Below are 16579 nucleotides of genomic sequence, written 5' to 3' on the forward strand. Positions count from 1 at the left end.
ACCCAAACCAACTCAGGATGTAGACTTCAGCGTTTCACTGGTGTTTATAATATCAAGGCGTTACTTTGCAACAATGGCAGTCCCTTTTAAGAAGTAACAACGATGAGAGTAAGCGCCGGTGAAATGCCCAAAGGATTGGTTTAAAAGCGATTTATTTGCAATCAATGCCTTGCCTAAATCGCTTTTAATTCCAACTGAAACTTGTATATTGAGGTGGTTAGGGTATAAAGCAGGTTTACCCAATTGCTGGAATAAGTCCCGCCATTTGCAACCCCTGAGCACTAATTATGAGCACTCCACATAGGCCCGCTACCATTAGCCCTATGTTACCGCCTCGAACTGTGTAGCCTTTACGGTTGTTGTTGCTATTACGTTGCTTATAAACCATCGTAACAGGCAAAAAAACAGCCAATACAACAAGTGCAATAGCAGCATAGCCCAATGCCATTATAAACCCTTGAGGATAGAAAAGTGCAAAGCCAAGAGGTGGAATAAACGTGATTAAAGCGGTTTTTATTCTGTCTCTGCTGCCATCACCTTTTTTAAATGCATCAGCAAAAAAGTCAAACAACCCTAAGCTCACACCCAAAAATGAAGTTGCCAACGCTAAATCGGCAAATAAATTAACGGCGGTTGCCACGGCTGAATTATTTGCAATATTTGCCATGCTAGCAACAAAACCGGGTAACCCTGTACTTTTTAGTAACTCTGCTTGGCTCATCATACCTTGGCTAATTAGCTGCCAAAATATATAAATCACTAAAGGCAGCGCAGCGCCTGTTATCATTACACGACGAAGTGTTTTAATATCAAGGCCTACATATTTTACGATAGACGGAATAGAGCCATGAAAACCAAAAGAGGTAAATATAACAGGAATAGCGGATAGAATAAGCCCTTGTTCAATTGGCATTTCAAGTAAATGCTGGCCATGAACATAAGGGGTTAGCATGTAAAATAGGCTAGCAAGTACAACTATTTTAATGCTAAACAGCACACGGTTTAGCTTATCAACCTTGCTTGTGCCCATTGTAACAACTGTGCCGATAACAATTGCGAGAATGATAGAGCCTATTTGTGGGGCAATATCAAAATTGAAAGCATTGTTTATTTTTTCTTGTAGTTGCGCGCCGCCACCGGCGATATAAGCTGCACAGAGCGCGTAAAACAAAAACATGACAGAAAAGTTAGCCACGTATTGCCCACGCTTGCCAAGCCAAGATTTAGCTAACGTATTGAGCGTAGCATCACGATCGGCATGTTGATGTAATTCCAGCATGAGTAGCGCCGTATAGGTCATTAGTACCCATGTAGCAATGATTAAACTTAATGCAGTTGTAAACCCTAATCCTGCGGATGCGATAGGAAGCGCGAGCATCCCTGCGCCTATAGTGGTACCTGCAACAATTAACATGCTGCCTATTGTTTTATTTTTAAGCACTTTTTGCCCCTAAAACTACGTGAGAGGCAGGCAAGATATAACTAGTTGAAGCAAACTTAAATAGTTTTGTTATAAATCAAAGAAATTAACTGTAACTTATGATTTACAAGCATAGTATCTAGTACGCGTTTTTAGCGACTGCGTGGCATAATAAAAAGCAGTAAAGAGTGTTGACTTATTAACCAGTTCTGGTATTTCTATTAGTTCAAAATAATATTTGTTTAAGATAACTATAAACATGCATCAAACTAACCGACTACTAACTCTATCATGTTCATGGCTGGCTTCATCAGTCATGTATGTGCGTATGGGTAGCGGTCTGGTATAGTTTTTATATTTTAGCCGCGATTTCAAAGCGGTTAGAATTATCCTCCTTTCCTCTTTTACATCGCTCTTTAAAGGAATTATCGTGTGAACGTAAAAGCGTCGTATTTGTTGATGGTGTTGATTTGGTCAACAACGCCTTTAGGCATTGTTTTTAGTAGTGAAACTGTTGCGCCGACTTTAGCTGTGCTCATGCGCATGCTAATAGGCTTAGTTTTAGCCGCTTTTGTTGTTGCTATAGCAAATATTCGTGTGCCATGGCATCGCCGCGCATGCTTTTTATATGGTTATTCGAGTATTGGCATCTACGGTGGCATGTTACTCAGTTATATGGCTGCCAAAACAGTACCATCAGGCATTATTTCTTTGATGTTTGGTTTAGCCCCCATATTGTCGGGCTTATTGGCACAGCGCCTTTTAAACGAGCCAAAATTTAGTCTTATAAAAATTATCGCTCTTGGTTTTGCTCTACTTGGGTTGTTTTTAGTGAGTGCAAAGCATATTCAAGGTTCTTTAATGCAGCTACAAGGTTTACTGTATGTGTTTATGGCAGTATGCTTTTTTAGCCTCAGTGGCGTGATGATTAAGCGCGTAAAAATAGCAATTCATCCGATGGCAACAACCTTTGGCGCATTAGTATTTGTAACCCCTTTATTTTTTATTACATGGTGGATTGTTGATGGGCAATTACAAAGCCATTTATGGAGCGCAAAATCGCTCTGGTCAATAGTCTATTTAGGTGTGTTTGGCTCTCTTATTGGCGCTTTGGCATATTTTCATGTGCTGCAAAAGTTGCCAGCAAGCACGGTGGCCTTAACAACATTGATCACACCAAGCTTCGCGATTGGTTTAGGTGCATGGTTAAATGATGAATCAGTTGATCAACAGCTCATTATAGGTGCGGTGATCATATTAATGAGCTTGGCGGTGTTCCAATTTGGTGAAAATTGGATGAAAAAAAGAGTTAAGTTTAGAAAACTTAACTCTTAAATATTATTGAAAGTATAGTTAGGGCGTGCCTTCAGCGCGATTTAATCACCTCTAGATTGAACAAGCTTTAATCATTGAAGGTTAGCACGTCCTAATTTTTAACTACATTTTTGCTATTTGAATAACTAAGCGTCGGTTTTTGTCTCGACCTAAAATATTATCGTTAGTGGCTACGTGGCGCTTTTCGCCAAAACCTTGGGTTTCGACCTTGGCTTCATCAATACCTAAACTGACCATATAATCTTTTATAGCTTTAGCGCGTTTTTTTGAAAGCTCCAAGTTGTTCCAGCGTCCACCGTAGCTGTCGGTATAGGATGCAATAGAAATAGACGCAATCCCCGTATCGTACTTTAAATACTCAGCAATTTTGTCTAAGCGCTGTTGAGATGATTTTGTCAGCTTACTTGTGTTTGGTTGGTAATTCATTACGGTAAATGAAATGTCCTCAAAGCTATAAGGTAATAACTCGTCGCGACATTGTAAAAAAGCCCAATAGGCTTGTTTGAAATTGATGCTTGATAAACCAACGGCAATTTTATCGGCACTGTTTTGCCAGTCTTGGTAATAAAAAGTTGGATAATAGCCTTTCTCAAGTTCTGTGAGCATTTCCCACGCTGTTTTATTTCCAAGTTCACCATCAAACTTTCTAAGTAGTTTCATATTAGCTAAGTCGCGAGCGGGTAATCCTGCTCGCCAAGTTGGCGGCACTGCTTTTAATCCTGCAATAGCGTAATTATCTGGGCGCACAACCATATCAAGATTGAAAGTAACATTTTTGTTTTTACTGGCATCAGCACTGAAAATTGCCTCACCATAGTAAGGAACCTCATGATTTAACTGACATTGTAAACGAGTGGTTTTAACGACTTCCCATTGTGAGTTATCTGCCGTCGCAGTGTATTGGCGCATCGCAGCGCTCGCAGTATTTGACAGGCATACAGTTGCAATGCTTAGACTGATAAACAGCATTGAAAGCTTCATCGCGGGATCTCCAACAATTTATTTACGCCAATATCTTGGCAAAGACTGCATTTACAAAGGCACTAAGCCATCATAATGTCGTTAGCTAGTTAAATAAAGCAAGTTATATGCCTAAATGTAAGCGTTAAATTAATCGGTAAAGCCCTAGCACAGGAGCTATGATTTTTGACATAATAGCCAGCTTACTCTGGCAAACCAAGAATACTATGGCAAATACTGAACAAACTCTTTTCGCAAAACGCTTTCGTGGCTTTTTCCCGGTGGTTATTGATGTTGAAACTGCGGGCTTTAATAAAGTAACCGATGCACTGCTAGAAATTGCGGTGTCAGTATTAAAAATGGACGATGATGGGCTGCTAAGCATTGATCACACGGTTCATTTTCATGTAGAACCATTTGAAGGGGCTAATATTGAACAAGCCGCAATTGACTTCAACGGTATAGACCCATTTTCGCCATTACGCGGTGCAGTACCTGAAGAAGAAGCAATTAAAGAAATTTGTAAAGTTGTGCGCAAAGCTCAAAAAGCCGCAGGCTGTCAGCGATCAGTGATTGTGGCTCATAATGCTGCATTTGATCATGGTTTTTTAAATGCATCAATTGAGCGTAACAATATTAAACGTACGCCTTTTCATCCTTTTGTAAGTTTTGATACTACTTCACTGGCAGGCTTAGCACTTGGTCAAACAGTATTAGCAAAAGCATGCAGAGCGGCAGGTATTGAGTTTGATAACCAACAAGCTCATTCAGCACTTTATGATACAGAGCGTACTGCTGAACTTTATTGCTTCATTGTTAATCGTTGGCAAGAACTCGGTGGCTGGCCGCTAGCAGAAGAAGTGCTAGATGATTCAGAGGGAAGTATTTAAAGTGATGAGTAAAACTCAGTCGTTAAAACGACTGAGTAATTTTTCCTTCAGTCATTTTGACTAAGTGGGGTGGGTAAATTCGCGAAAAGTGCTTTGAATCTTTCGCAATTTTAAGCTCCACACCAGGGTGCATTAGCTCATTAATTTTTAACCGACTGGTTGCTAATAAACGCGTTATTTTTTGTTTTATCAAATGTTTTTTACGTTTGGTATTCGCGATACGAATATCAATTTGTTGCTCGCTGGCTGATATTTTATCTAAAAATAGTTGTCGCTTAACGGGTAGTGGAATTTTAACTGCTTTTTTACGCGCTTGCTTAAGTGCGACAGATTTAGTGGCGAGCAGTTTTTCAAAATCGGCAATTTGTTGTTGTTTTTGACGTAAGTCATGCCAATATTGCGCAAGATAAACGCGGGTTTTAGTACCTGATGGCGCACCTAATTCGCCGGTTTCAATCCGCATTGCGTCTAGTATATTGCCACCAATTATTTTACCTCTGGGATTATTGGCTTTTCCTACACGAATTAACCGCCGCGCACTTAAATCACAATGCAATGCCTGACGTTCTATAAATAAATCTTGCTCAGTATGAATATGACAATATTGCGCATAGCCAATTGAAATAGTACGAGCTGCTTTAATTTTACAGGTAAAGGCTTCGCTACCTTCACGCTTTCTGCCTATCGCGCCCAACATGATAGTAACTGCACTCGCACTTTCGATTTTTCCGGATTCAACAAACCCGAGTACAGTGATATCACCACTTGCACGAACACGCATACCATCTTTAATATCACCGCTAATGATTACACTGCCATCAAAATCAACATGGCCAGTGCCAATATCAACATTATCAAAACAGAGAACATCATCAACCCGCATACCTCGCGGCAGAGCAACGGGTACGCCTTTACAGTCTGCTATGAGAATATTGGGGTTTTCCGGGTCTATTTTAGTCCCTTCAAAAGGTTGTAATGCTAAATCTTTTCCTGGGTTGGCGGGAAGAATATCACCAAAAACAGTGTAACCATCTTCACCTGGCGTTGCAGCAACACGCTGCATTAGAGGGGTGCCCGGTTTTACCGTAATAATGGCGCCTAAATCACGCATGTCGACCTTACCGCCTTCTTTTGCTTGCGGGCTTAAAACGCGGTCTTGGGCTGTAGAACACAAACGCACAAATTTAGCATCACTGCCTTCTTTAGGCCTGCGCCCGTGAGCAACAATCGCCTTATAAGAAACACCAGCCGGCTTTTCAAACTGTTGGCCTAAAAAATTATCCAGTGCGCGAGTGCTAACACCTTGTAATACACCAGCGTCAGCTAACACCTCGCGCGCCAGTTCCATAGACATCAACGTGCCGCCCTTAGCGGTGGTCAATGTTGCCTCTGCTACCATATTTTTTTCATCAACTTGAATGAGTAATGATGCATCAAGTGCACGGGCTATAATGAGAGGATCAGCTTGATAGTTTTTGCTAGGAGAGAACAACTTACCGATATTTGCACTGACTATTTCAAAATCAGCATATGCAGATTCTTCTATTAACTCCATAAGTTGAGAGCTAGTGGCTGGAAAACCACTGTTTTTTGGGTGCTCAAGCAATGAAACAAAGCCTGTTTGCATATCATGGGTAAACAACGACATTTAGAATACTTCCTATTTAATATGCCTGTTTTTATTATTTTTTATCCCCAAACCAAATAACTAAAATGAGTTTGGTGGTTTAGCCAAGCATTTGAGCATAACTTTGAATGTATGTTAAGCAATTGTTCTATTTTATTTCGTTTCTCGGCATTTTGTTAACATGTTTGTGTGTATTAAATGAGCAGTTGAATAAAATGCTTAAAATAAAGCGCAGAAGGGCCTTGAGTATCAGTGCGTTACTCAGTTATACTGCCTGCACGCTCTGAATGAGTTTACTAATTCAGGGGCTGATTAGGATTCGACGGAATTCAAGAAGCCCAAGGTGCATGTCGAGGTGCGGTTTGCCTCGTTAAAAAGCCGCAATCTAAAGTAATCGCAAACGACGATAACTACTCTCTAGCAGCTTAGGCTGGCTAGCGCTCCTTCCATGTATTCTTGTGGACTGGATTTTGGAGTGTCACCCTAACACCTGATCGCGACGGAAACCCTGGCCGGGGTTGAAGCGCTAAAACTAAGCGGCCTCGCCTTTATCTACCGTGTTTGTCCGGGATTTAAAGGTTAATTAAATGACAATACTAAACATGTAGTACCGACGGTCGAGGCTTTTCGGACGGGGGTTCAAATCCCCCCAGCTCCACCAATATAGGTTTTTAAATTCGTTGATTTAAAAACCCTAAAAAACCCGCAAATTTGAGTAATCAAGTTTGCGGGTTTTTTTATGCAATTCATTTATATAAACAATGGGCTGACTGTACAAATAAAGTTTGAAAGTGTTACTTTATCAACCACTGCTCAATTTAATAACCTAATTAATGAACTTACAAAATGGCCAAATACGCACCGCCTTTTACGCTATCAAATAAAACACTCACATTAGTTGCCAAAATTAGTGAGTCTATTGGTCGACTCACAGTGCAACAAGAGCAAGCCAAGTTACTGCGCTTACGTAAGGTTAACCGCATGCGAACCGTGCAAGGTTCACTTGCGATAGAGGGAAGCACCTTAACGCAGCAGCAGATAACCGCTATTTTGGATGGCAAACGTATTATAGCCCCACCTAAAGAGGTGCAAGAAGCGCATAACGCGACTAATAGTTATGACGCGCTAACTCAGTGGCAGCCAACAAACCCTTCAAATCTTTTAAGTGCGCATTTATTGATGATGACAGGCTTAGTTAACGATGCAGGCATGTACCGTCAAGAAGGTGTAAGTGTAATGTCGGGTGAGCAAGTTGTACAAATGGCACCGCAAGCTGAACGTGTACCAAAATTAATGGCTGAACTATTAGAATGGCTAGAAAGTAGTGATGTTCATCCACTTGTTGCCAGTTGTGTATTTCATTATGAGTTTGAATTTATTCACCGTTTTCAGATGGCAACGGCCGAGTAGGGCGTTTATGGCAAACGTTGATACTGTCTAAATGGCATGACGTGTTTATTAATATTCCTGTTGAAAGTATGGTGCATCAACATCAAGACACTACTACCTCGCTATTCGCCAAAGCACCCAGCAAACCGATAGCGCTCCATTTATTGAGTTCATGTTACAAATGATTTTTGATGCAATAACTGAGGCTAAAACGTCAGAAGCTGAGGGTTTAAATGCGGGCTTAAGTGAGGGGTTAAAACTATCTGACGTTGATAAAGTCATTTTGGCGTTTATCGAACAAGGCCGCTATATGGCCAATGCACAGCTTGCTGAGAAATGTGGTAAGTCGCAAAGTACCATTGAAAGGCGCATAAAATTTTTAAAAGGTGCGAGATTAATAACACGCATAGGCGCAAAGAAAACAGGCTATTGGCAAGTAAAGCAGTAGCAGCGAGTTAAAATAACTGCTGTAAATCTAAAAACGCTTGATGTGCTTTATTGGTATTCAGTTCGTTCTCAGGATGAATTTTTTCATAGAGCGTTAAGCTTCTCCCATTCATTGGAATAATAGGATTATGACCGTGGGGAAGTGCATTGGCGTAGATAAAACGCCTATGCACTTAGTTATTAGTTTAACCAGCGAATTGCATGGTTAATACGATCATTGTAGTTTTGTAGTGGTGCACCGAGGCTGGCGACTAAAATAGTATCAGCATCCGGGCCACGATTAATATGGCCTTCAAAACGGTCATCTTGGAAGTCATCTTGACCAAGACCAAATGATTGTTGCTTCGATGGCACAATAAATACAGTCATAGGTCCGTGATCAGACTCAAATATTAAATGTAACCCTTTTTGACCTTTGAAGTCGCAAAACATCAAGTAGGTGACTTTGCCGGGTAACTCATCTAAATGACCACCTAATACGGCAAATTTTTCGTTGACCGTTTGTAAGCTGATTTCGGCAGTTTTTTCTAATGCATTAATTTCATAGTAAACGTGAGCAAGTGCATGTTCGCCAGCACCATAGGCTACACTTTGTTCACTACTAAAGAAAAATGCACTGACCGCTACTAATAATGAGGCGGCCATTGCTAACGGTAAACGATTACGTTTAAAGCGTGAACTGGCATCAACAACATTATTAGTAGGTTGCTGTGTTTGCGTTACTGCGTTAGCTTGCTCAGATTTTGTGTGCTGTGTAGCAGTAGACTCATCTTGAGTATGCGCAGCGGTATTCGCTAGAATACGCTCTGAGAGCCCTTTTGGTACAGGTATATCAAGTGCGCCTGAAAGCTCTAAATCAAAAGCTTGCATTTCATTGATTAGCTCTTGTCGCTCAGGGTGTTGCTCTGCAAATTCCAATAGCTCCTCATCGGTGCTACTTGGTTGTGCAAAAACTCGGCGACGAAACTCGAGATCATCCATTATTTTGATGCCCCTTTAAGTTGTTCATCATCACGGCTTAATGCCTCTTTTAACTGGTTTCTCGCACGGTATAAACGTGTCATAACCGTGTTCTTATTTAAATCTAATATTTCTGCTATCTCTTCACCTGAGCAACCCATTACAACTTGCAGCAGTAATGGTTCGCGGTATTCATCGGATAATTTAGCAATTTGACGTTGGATCACTGTTTGTTCCATTTCGTCATCCAAAGTGACGCTTTTTTCGTCAACTAAGGTGTCATTTTCAACATCACTATAATCAAATTGTTTGCGTTCAAAACGGCGGGCATTTTCCCGGCGTAAAATCGTCAATAGCCATGGTTTAGCTGCTTTTTGATCTAATAGTGAGTCAAGAGCGCGCCAAGCACGTAAAAACGTTTCTTGAACAAGATCTTCGGCAATATTAGGGTCACGACATAACCAATAAGCAAAGCGATATAGTTCACTATGATAAACATGAACAAGTTTCTCATAGCGTTTTTGTTTCTCTGCCATATTTACTAAGACCTGATCATTAGAATTTTTATTTCCAAGCATAAGCACTTTTTTATTTTAAGTAATTCTTTGTTTAAGTCGAGAATAACACCTCATTACTCAAACTCTATTTATAAAGTCCTTTTAACACCGATTCTTGTGATGTTTTTTGTATTTTATGTTGCTCTTGTAATAGGTTTACAATAGCAACCATATCAACATCTGTATTGTTAGGACTATAGAGCGCAGCCCGCAATTTAGCAATGTGCTGGCTAAGCAAAGCATTATCGGCGTGCAGTTCTAGCTTGTCTATCGCACTATGAGATTGTTTTGTTGTTTGTACCGCGTAACGATTTAGAGCCTGATAAAAAGCGCTTACATCGTTATTTTTACTGTGGCGTTTTAATTCATCCAAAAATAGTGACGATTTATTTGTTACTTTTTTAGCGGGGGCATTTATCAGCTCACGATGAGATTTACTACGCCACCATAAAATAAGTGTTATAAGCCATAATAAGTAACCAATTACACTGATAATCACGAGCCATAACGGATATGAGTTTATATACACTGATGAGGTAGATATTGGTGTACGTGAATCTGCCGATACGCCTTGATCTGATTGTGCAGGCAAGGGTGGGTTTAGCGTTGTGGTGCTGCTAGGTATCACAGTGATTGTACGGGCAGGTAGCGTAGCATAGCTAATTCGATTTATTTTGGTGTTATACCAAGGCACGCTTACCTCAGGTAATGTGTATGTGCCTGGTGTTTGTGGTAATAGTGCGTATGAGGCTGTTTGTTGTGATATTACTCGACCATCACGGACTAGGTGGTTATTCTCTTTTTCATCAGGGTAGCTGCGAATGCCTTGTATTTCAGGTAATTTAATGTCAGGTAATTGCTCTTTAGTAATACCAAGGGCTGTTAAAGTTAAAGTCCGTGTAATCGGTGTGCCAACTTCAACAGTATCGTCAGTTGGTTGCCACTGTTCATCTAAATTGACTAACTCACTTGGTAACCATGAACCTTGGTAATCACTCGGTATTGGCTTTATCTCTACATTGACGCTTTCACCTAGTGCGGAGATTTCTAGTTGGCGGTAATTCTGGCGAACGCGGCCTTGAAACGCAGGCGCTTCAATAGTATAACTGCCACTTTTTTGTGGCTGGACTAAATACTCTCGGGTGATAACTAAGTAACGTTTTCCATCTATAAGTTCATAGTTTTCCGTTTGCTTACCGATTTGACTCAATTGTGCATCAGGCATGCTTGGTGCCGTTAAATTGCCATCTAGCAGTTCTTTAGCAAGGTAGAGCTTAATCGTGTATAGGCCAGCTTCTTGCACGAATAAACTTTCACTAGAAAGCGACGCTTTAATAAATGCATCACTACTTTGCTCAGTATCCTTGCTGCGCTGCGCCACTTTTAAAGTGATGGGAATAGAGTTTACGCCAGCAATACTAAATGCAGGTATTGTATATTCACCCGCACTTCGGGTCATTAGCTTAACTGACCACGTCGTTTGCTTTGAAATACTGCCATTGACGATATTAGTACGAGTACTAACACTGGTTGGCCCAACGACAAAATCCTTTAACAACGCAGAGGTGTCTGGTTGTTCGTTTTTTATGGTGTCGTCAGCACTGATACTGAGAGTAAAAAATTCACCCGCGAGTACCGGGTTTTTATCAACACTGGCTTGTAATTGAGTAACAGCCCACAGGGGCATAGCGCTGATAAGCAACAAACAACAGATTAATCGCATTACCATGATTTTTCGACTCCTTGTGGACGGCGTTGACGGTTTCGTTTTTGGGCTTCTAATTGCATTTTATTGCGTAATAAAATAGCAGGGTCATCGGGGACTTTGCGCAACAGTTGATTTAATTGCTGTGCTTTTTCTTTTTCTTCATTAGTGAGCTCTGCAGTTTGCGCTTGCATAGCTTGTTGCTTTGCAGCTTCTTCTGCTTGTTGCTGTTGCTCAGAGGTCATTTGCGGTTGTGCTTGCTTGTCATCATCTTTAGCGGCGTCATCCTTTGATTCGTTCTGCGCACTTTGCTGCTGCTCTTCGCTACTTTTATCGGTGTCATTTGGTTGAGCTTCCATTTTTGGGTCATTTTGCTCATTCGTTTTTTGATCAGAAGGTTTACCATCTTTTTGCTTGTCATCAGCTTGCTGTTCATCACTTTGCTTGGATTCATCACCTTGTTGAGGTTGTTGATCTTCAGATGGTTTGTCCCCTTGTTGTGATTTATCTTTATTTTCTTTGTTTGGCTGATCTTGGGCTTGCTCGCCATCTTGGCTTTGTTGCTCTTGATCTGAGTCCTGATCTTCTTGCTGTTGCTGCTGATCCTTTAATTGCTCAACAAGTGCTTTGTTATCTTTTGCTTGGGTAAAGTCGGGGTCTATTTCAAGGGCTTTTTTATAAGCTTGTGTTGCTTCTTCTAACTTTCCAGCTTTGGCAAGGGCGTTGCCGTAGTTATATAAACCCGTTGCGGTTTTATCTTGACTGAACTGTGTCAAAGCAGCATCAAAATTGCCTTGCTGGTAAAGCGCCGCGCCTTTTAATTGACTTGATTTTGCTGTAGCTGCTTGATCATATTCACCTTTCTGGTAAGCATCTAATGCGCGTTGATCTTGATTTTTAAATACACGCGGCACCTCTACAGCATATGCATTTTGTTGTGGTAAAAAGCATATGACTAAAAATGCAGCGGCAAATGCACCACGGCGAAAAATCCACATCATCATTGGCAGTAAAATAAACAGGCCATAAATACCGGCATCAATACGCCATAATGCTTGGCTTTGTTTTTCATTTTTTAACATTTCGCTGTTGGCACTGGGTGCAAAAATTTGAATGTCACCAGCACTAGGTTGGTAAGTTGCAAACTTGCCACCACTGTTTTTGGCTAAGCTATTAAGCATGCTTGTGTTGATGGTTGGGATCACAATTTGGCCGTAGCTGTCTTTTAAAAAACCACCTTCAGGGAGCTTAATGGGCGCGCCTTGCTCTGTACCCACACCATAAATATTCAACCGATAGTTATTTGCTGCAGTAAATTGACTAATGTCTTGTTGCTCACTTTGCTCCACGCCATCTGTAATTAAAATAATGTCGCCTTCAAGGTAGCCTGCTTGTGTTAATAGCTCTTTGGCTACATCGAGGCCGGCAAGTACGTTTGAGCCTTTGTCGGGCATAATATCAGGGCTTAAACTTGGGATCAGATTCTCAAGTGTTGCAGCATCATTGGTTAAAGGAGAAATAGTATAAGCAGTGCCAGCGTAAGCAACAAGTGCGGTGTCGCCTTCTTTAAACAGTTCAATCATATCCAGCGCTTTAAAACGGGCTTGCACTATGCGACTTGGGGCAATGTCGGTGCTGTACATTGACAGCGACATATCCATTACAATTACACGGGCGTTTTTACTTTGAAATACCGGTACTTGCTTTTCTTCAAAGCTAGGGCCAGCGCTAAAAACAACGGCTAAAATAGTAAAAAGGGCAATTAGCCACATAGGTTGCGACTGTTCTTTGCTATTGGTGTTGATCACAAACTTTGCAAGGTGCGGTGCGATTAGTTCACTTTGGCTCGTTTTTTTGTTTTTGATCATTGCAATCATAAACACTAAGCACACAGGGATTAATAGCCACAAAACGGCTGGGCGGATAAATTCAAAGTCCATTAGGCCTCCTGTCTTAGTGTTTTTGCCGTAATGAACATAACGCGCAGGCCAATCAAGGCCAATGCAATTAATAACGGGTAATAAAATAATGCACTTTGCGGGCGAAAAGTTTGCTCATCAGCGCTGATAGGCTCGAGTTTATCAAGCTCTTGATAAATTTGTTGCAAGCCGGCCACGTCTTTTGCGCGAAAGTAGAGTCCGCCAGTTTGTTCAGCAATACGTTTAAGTAAGGTTTCATCTAAACTTCCACCGCTCATGCCACCCATATTGAATAAGCTAAAACCGCGCGGATTATCAGAGCCCACACCTATGGTATACACTTTAATGCCTTCTTCGCGTGCAAGTAATAAGGCTTCTTCTGGATCTAAATTACCGGCGGTATTTTGGCCATCGGTTAAGAGTACTACTATGCGGTTACTTTCATCTTTGTTAGCAAAGCGCTTTACTGATAAACCCAATGCATCGCCAATCGCAGTTGCGCGGCCAACTAAGCCAATTTGTGCCTCTGAGAGCATTTGACTCACGGTTTTTACGTCCCGGGTGAGTGGGGTTTGTAAAAAAGCCGTGTCGCCAAATAAAATCAGCCCTAATCGGTCACCTTGGCGTTGCTCTATAAAGTCACTCAATACTGCTTTCACCATGGTTAGACGATCAACATATTGGCCTTGATATGCCATATCTTGCTCGGTCATCGATCCAGATAAATCCACGGCAAGCATAATATCGCGACCTTCATTAGGTAATGTAATTGGGTCATCGAGCCAAGTGGGGTTTGCCAGTGCGGTGACTAATAAAGCCCAAATTAACCATTCAAATAAGCTAATACCGCGAGTTTGCTGCTGGGCAACTTGCGTGGCCAAATTGTGTTTGGCAAAACTGGGAATACGTAATCGGGTGTTACCTTCGCTGTGTACGGGTTTAAACAAGCGTAACAACCAAGGTAGTGGCAATAATAAAAATAACCAAGGCCAGCTAAATTCAAACATTTAACGGCTCCTTTACTTTAAATTGCACAATGGCGAGTTTTAATTTATTCGCTAGCGCCGCTTGATTGGTTTGCGGTTGATATAGGCTCATGAGTTCAAGTTCAGTGAATTGTTGACCGGTCAGCTTATTTAGTGTGTTACACCATTGCTGCGTGCCTTGCGATGCCACGCGTTGTTGATAGTAATGTAATGCCAGACGTTTAATTAAAATATGTAATTGCTGGGCATCATTATCGCATTGGTTACTTAGTAAAATAGCCTGACGTTTGGCTTTTTTAAATTGGTAAGTCTGATACAACTTGTAACTGATAAAACTAATAGTCAGTAGCAGTATAGCCATTATAACCCACCAAATAGGTGCTAATGGCCACCAAGAAACGTGGGTTGGTACAATTACATCATGTAGGCCATCTAATGGAGAGGTTTGCATGTTACTTTCTCACTAATTGTAGCTCAAGGGGTGTAGCTGCATTGAATGATATTAAATTAAGACCCGATTTAGTTAAACGCTCTAAACGTGAAGCAAATGCTTGCTCAGCAGTTTTAGCAAACTTATCACGAAAGCCTTTGTCCATAAGCGGCAGGGCAAAATCACTACCATTGGCACTGACTGTTACCGTTTGTTTAAACGCAGGGAGCTGGTGCTCAAATGGGTCGCTAATATGGCAGCCAATTAGCTCACAGTGACGACTCAGTATTTCTAATTGCTTAAAGCTGGCATCATCAAGGGTGCTAAAATCAGACACCAAATACACTAAACTACCTGGCTTGGCTAAATGGTTTAAGCGCTTGAGGTTATCGCTGAGTTTATTTTCGGTGGGCTCGTCAATGCGTGTCAGTGCTTGCTGGTGGTTATCGCATAAATTGTGACACAGTTTTAATACTGCTTTCTCACGGGCGGTGGGTTTTAGTTCTAAATGACCATGTTGATTAAATACAATACCGCCGATACGATCACCACGTTGACATGCAGACCATGCAACTAATGCGCTAATATGCGCTGCTTGCACAGACTTAAGTAACAGCTTGGAGCCAAACAGCATCGAATTAGAAAAGTCGGTAAACACAAACACTGGGCGTTCTTTTTCTTCTTGAAAAAGTTTAGTGTGGGTTTCACCAGTACGTGCGGTAACACGCCAATCAATTGAGCGAATATCATCGCCTTGTTGATAATGGCGTACTTCGGCAAACTCCATACCACGGCCTTTATGAGGCGTAAGATATTGGCCAGTTAGGCTGTTTTTAATTTTAGCTTTTGGGGCAAGCTCAAGCAAGCGGGCTTTAGCTTTGTAATACATCAGCTCTTTAAGCCCTAAGTCGACCCCATGACTATGACTTAAGCTAAGCCATTGTTGATTATCTAATTGGCTTTGCATAGTTTATGGCACGGCAACAAGTTCTAGGATACGGCTAATAACCTGATCTTTAGTCACACCATCAGCTTGTGCTTCGTAACTTAAGATAATGCGGTGGCGCAGCACATTATGCAGTACCGCTTGAATGTCATCAGGTGCAACAAAGTCACGGCCTTGTAACCAAGCATGTGCGCGGGCACATTTATCAAGGGCAATCGTGGCACGTGGGCTTGCGCCATACTCAATCCAGCTGCCTAGTTGAGCATCTAATTTAGCGCCTTCACGCGTGGCAATAATTAGCTGTACTAAATACTGTTCAAGTGGCTCAGCTAGATGCAAGCCTAAAATCGCTTTGCGTGAAGCAAATAAGTCGTTTTGACTAATTTGTTGTGCAGGGGCTTGATGTTCGCTCAGTGCTTCGCCGCGAGTCAGACGTAAAATGTCAAGCTCATGCTCTGCGCCAGGGTAACCAATACTTAGGTGCAATAAAAAGCGATCAAGTTGTGCTTCAGGTAGCGGGTAGGTGCCTTCTTGCTCAAGCGGATTCTGCGTCGCCATCACCATAAATAAATCAGATAGCGGGTAAGTATTTTTGCCTACCGTAACTTGGCGTTCTGCCATCGCTTCTAATAAGGCTGATTGGACTTTAGCTGGGGCACGGTTAATTTCATCGGCTAAAATTAGGTTATGAAATAATGGGCCTTTCTCAAACACGAACTCACTGGTCTGTTGGCGGTAAATATCTGTGCCAGTGACATCCGCAGGTAATAAATCAGGAGTGAACTGCACGCGTTGGAATGAACCTTCAACGCCTTTGGCAAGTGCATTTACTGCTCGGGTTTTAGCAAGCCCTGGAGGGCCTTCTACTAATAAGTGACCATCGGCTAAAATAGCGATAAGTAGCGCTTGAGTTAATTCTGGCTGGCCAATAATTTGGCTGTCTAAATAAGTTTTTAATTGTGAAAATACGTTAGCGGCCATAATAAAAGACTGTCCTGGTTAGCAAGG

The 16579-nt window shown here is 41.5% G+C and carries 15 protein-coding genes and 1 other RNA gene; 5 read left to right on the top strand and 11 right to left on the bottom strand.

Annotated features, from left to right (window positions below):
* Positions 1 to 235: 235 nt before the first annotated feature.
* Positions 236 to 1441, bottom strand: coding sequence for an aromatic amino acid transport family protein (locus tag ACJJVX_RS09935; protein ID WP_082355695.1), 1206 nt, complete (start codon positions 1439 to 1441; stop codon positions 236 to 238).
* A gap of 411 nt (positions 1442 to 1852) precedes the next feature.
* Here ACJJVX_RS09935 and ACJJVX_RS09940 point away from each other — a divergent pair, with 411 nt between their 5' ends.
* Positions 1853 to 2755 carry a DMT family transporter gene (locus ACJJVX_RS09940; RefSeq protein ID WP_054203237.1) on the top strand — a complete coding sequence of 301 codons (903 nt, stop codon included), beginning with the start codon at positions 1853 to 1855 and terminating at the stop codon, positions 2753 to 2755.
* Positions 2756 to 2857: 102 nt separating this feature from the next.
* Here the strand turns inward: ACJJVX_RS09940 and ACJJVX_RS09945 are convergent, their stop codons facing one another.
* Positions 2858 to 3736, bottom strand: coding sequence for an OmpA family protein (locus tag ACJJVX_RS09945; RefSeq protein ID WP_054203236.1), 879 nt, complete (start codon positions 3734 to 3736; stop codon positions 2858 to 2860).
* Positions 3737 to 3942: 206 nt separating this feature from the next.
* Between ACJJVX_RS09945 and rnt the strand changes: the two genes are divergently transcribed.
* On the top strand, positions 3943 to 4605 hold the full coding sequence (gene rnt, locus ACJJVX_RS09950; RefSeq protein ID WP_054203468.1) for a ribonuclease T: 663 nt from the start codon (positions 3943 to 3945) through the stop codon (positions 4603 to 4605).
* A gap of 22 nt (positions 4606 to 4627) precedes the next feature.
* On the opposite strand, the gene ACJJVX_RS09955 is transcribed toward rnt, so the two are convergent.
* The gene (locus ACJJVX_RS09955) at positions 4628 to 6253 is read right to left on the bottom strand and encodes a DUF342 domain-containing protein (protein ID WP_054454989.1); all 1626 of its coding nucleotides are present in this window, start codon (positions 6251 to 6253) and stop codon (positions 4628 to 4630) included.
* Between the two features lie 283 nt (positions 6254 to 6536).
* Between ACJJVX_RS09955 and ssrA the strand changes: the two genes are divergently transcribed.
* The 3 genes from ssrA to ACJJVX_RS09970 all read left to right on the top strand — a co-directional run bounded on the left by ssrA (position 6537) and on the right by ACJJVX_RS09970 (position 8069).
* Positions 6537 to 6893: a transfer-messenger RNA gene (ssrA, locus tag ACJJVX_RS09960) on the top strand.
* 185 nt (positions 6894 to 7078) lie between these two features.
* A complete protein-coding gene (locus tag ACJJVX_RS09965) occupies positions 7079 to 7642 on the top strand; it encodes a Fic family protein (RefSeq protein ID WP_405631272.1) in 564 nt (187 codons plus the stop codon).
* Positions 7643 to 7793: 151 nt separating this feature from the next.
* Positions 7794 to 8069: a winged helix-turn-helix transcriptional regulator gene (locus tag ACJJVX_RS09970; RefSeq protein WP_405631274.1), complete on the top strand. Its 276-nt coding sequence runs from the start codon at positions 7794 to 7796 to the stop codon at positions 8067 to 8069.
* Positions 8070 to 8248: 179 nt separating this feature from the next.
* Here ACJJVX_RS09970 and ACJJVX_RS09975 read toward each other — a convergent pair whose 3' ends face one another.
* From ACJJVX_RS09975 to ACJJVX_RS10010, 8 genes are all read right to left on the bottom strand, one after another.
* Complete coding sequence (locus ACJJVX_RS09975) at positions 8249 to 9049, bottom strand: DUF3379 family protein (protein WP_169326984.1); 801 nt, start codon at positions 9047 to 9049, stop codon at positions 8249 to 8251.
* A complete protein-coding gene (locus tag ACJJVX_RS09980; protein ID WP_054454983.1) occupies positions 9049 to 9606 on the bottom strand; it encodes a sigma-70 family RNA polymerase sigma factor in 558 nt (185 codons plus the stop codon). The genes ACJJVX_RS09975 and ACJJVX_RS09980 overlap by 1 nt, the downstream gene beginning before the upstream one ends.
* A 64-nt stretch (positions 9607 to 9670) precedes the next feature.
* Positions 9671 to 11314 carry a BatD family protein gene (locus ACJJVX_RS09985; RefSeq protein ID WP_054454981.1) on the bottom strand — a complete coding sequence of 548 codons (1644 nt, stop codon included), beginning with the start codon at positions 11312 to 11314 and terminating at the stop codon, positions 9671 to 9673.
* Positions 11308 to 13230 (bottom strand): vWA domain-containing protein, encoded by a 1923-nt coding sequence (locus tag ACJJVX_RS09990; RefSeq protein WP_405631277.1) that lies wholly within the window; start codon positions 13228 to 13230, stop codon positions 11308 to 11310. The genes ACJJVX_RS09985 and ACJJVX_RS09990 overlap by 7 nt, the downstream gene beginning before the upstream one ends.
* Entirely contained in the window at positions 13230 to 14216 is a 987-nt protein-coding gene (locus ACJJVX_RS09995) for a VWA domain-containing protein (protein WP_054203207.1), read from the bottom strand. Before ACJJVX_RS09995 ends, ACJJVX_RS09990 begins: the two co-directional genes overlap by 1 nt.
* Entirely contained in the window at positions 14209 to 14646 is a 438-nt protein-coding gene (locus ACJJVX_RS10000; protein ID WP_054203206.1) for a DUF4381 domain-containing protein, read from the bottom strand. The genes ACJJVX_RS09995 and ACJJVX_RS10000 overlap by 8 nt, the downstream gene beginning before the upstream one ends.
* Before the next feature lies 1 nt (position 14647).
* Entirely contained in the window at positions 14648 to 15592 is a 945-nt protein-coding gene (locus ACJJVX_RS10005; RefSeq protein ID WP_405631280.1) for a DUF58 domain-containing protein, read from the bottom strand.
* 3 nt (positions 15593 to 15595) lie between these two features.
* Positions 15596 to 16552, bottom strand: a complete 957-nt coding sequence (locus ACJJVX_RS10010; RefSeq protein ID WP_054203204.1) for a MoxR family ATPase — start codon at positions 16550 to 16552, stop codon at positions 15596 to 15598.
* Positions 16553 to 16579: the final 27 nt, after the last annotated feature.

The sequence above is a fragment of the Pseudoalteromonas sp. Ld20 genome (assembly GCF_045064175.1).
GTDB classification, from domain to species: domain Bacteria; phylum Pseudomonadota; class Gammaproteobacteria; order Enterobacterales; family Alteromonadaceae; genus Pseudoalteromonas; species Pseudoalteromonas neustonica.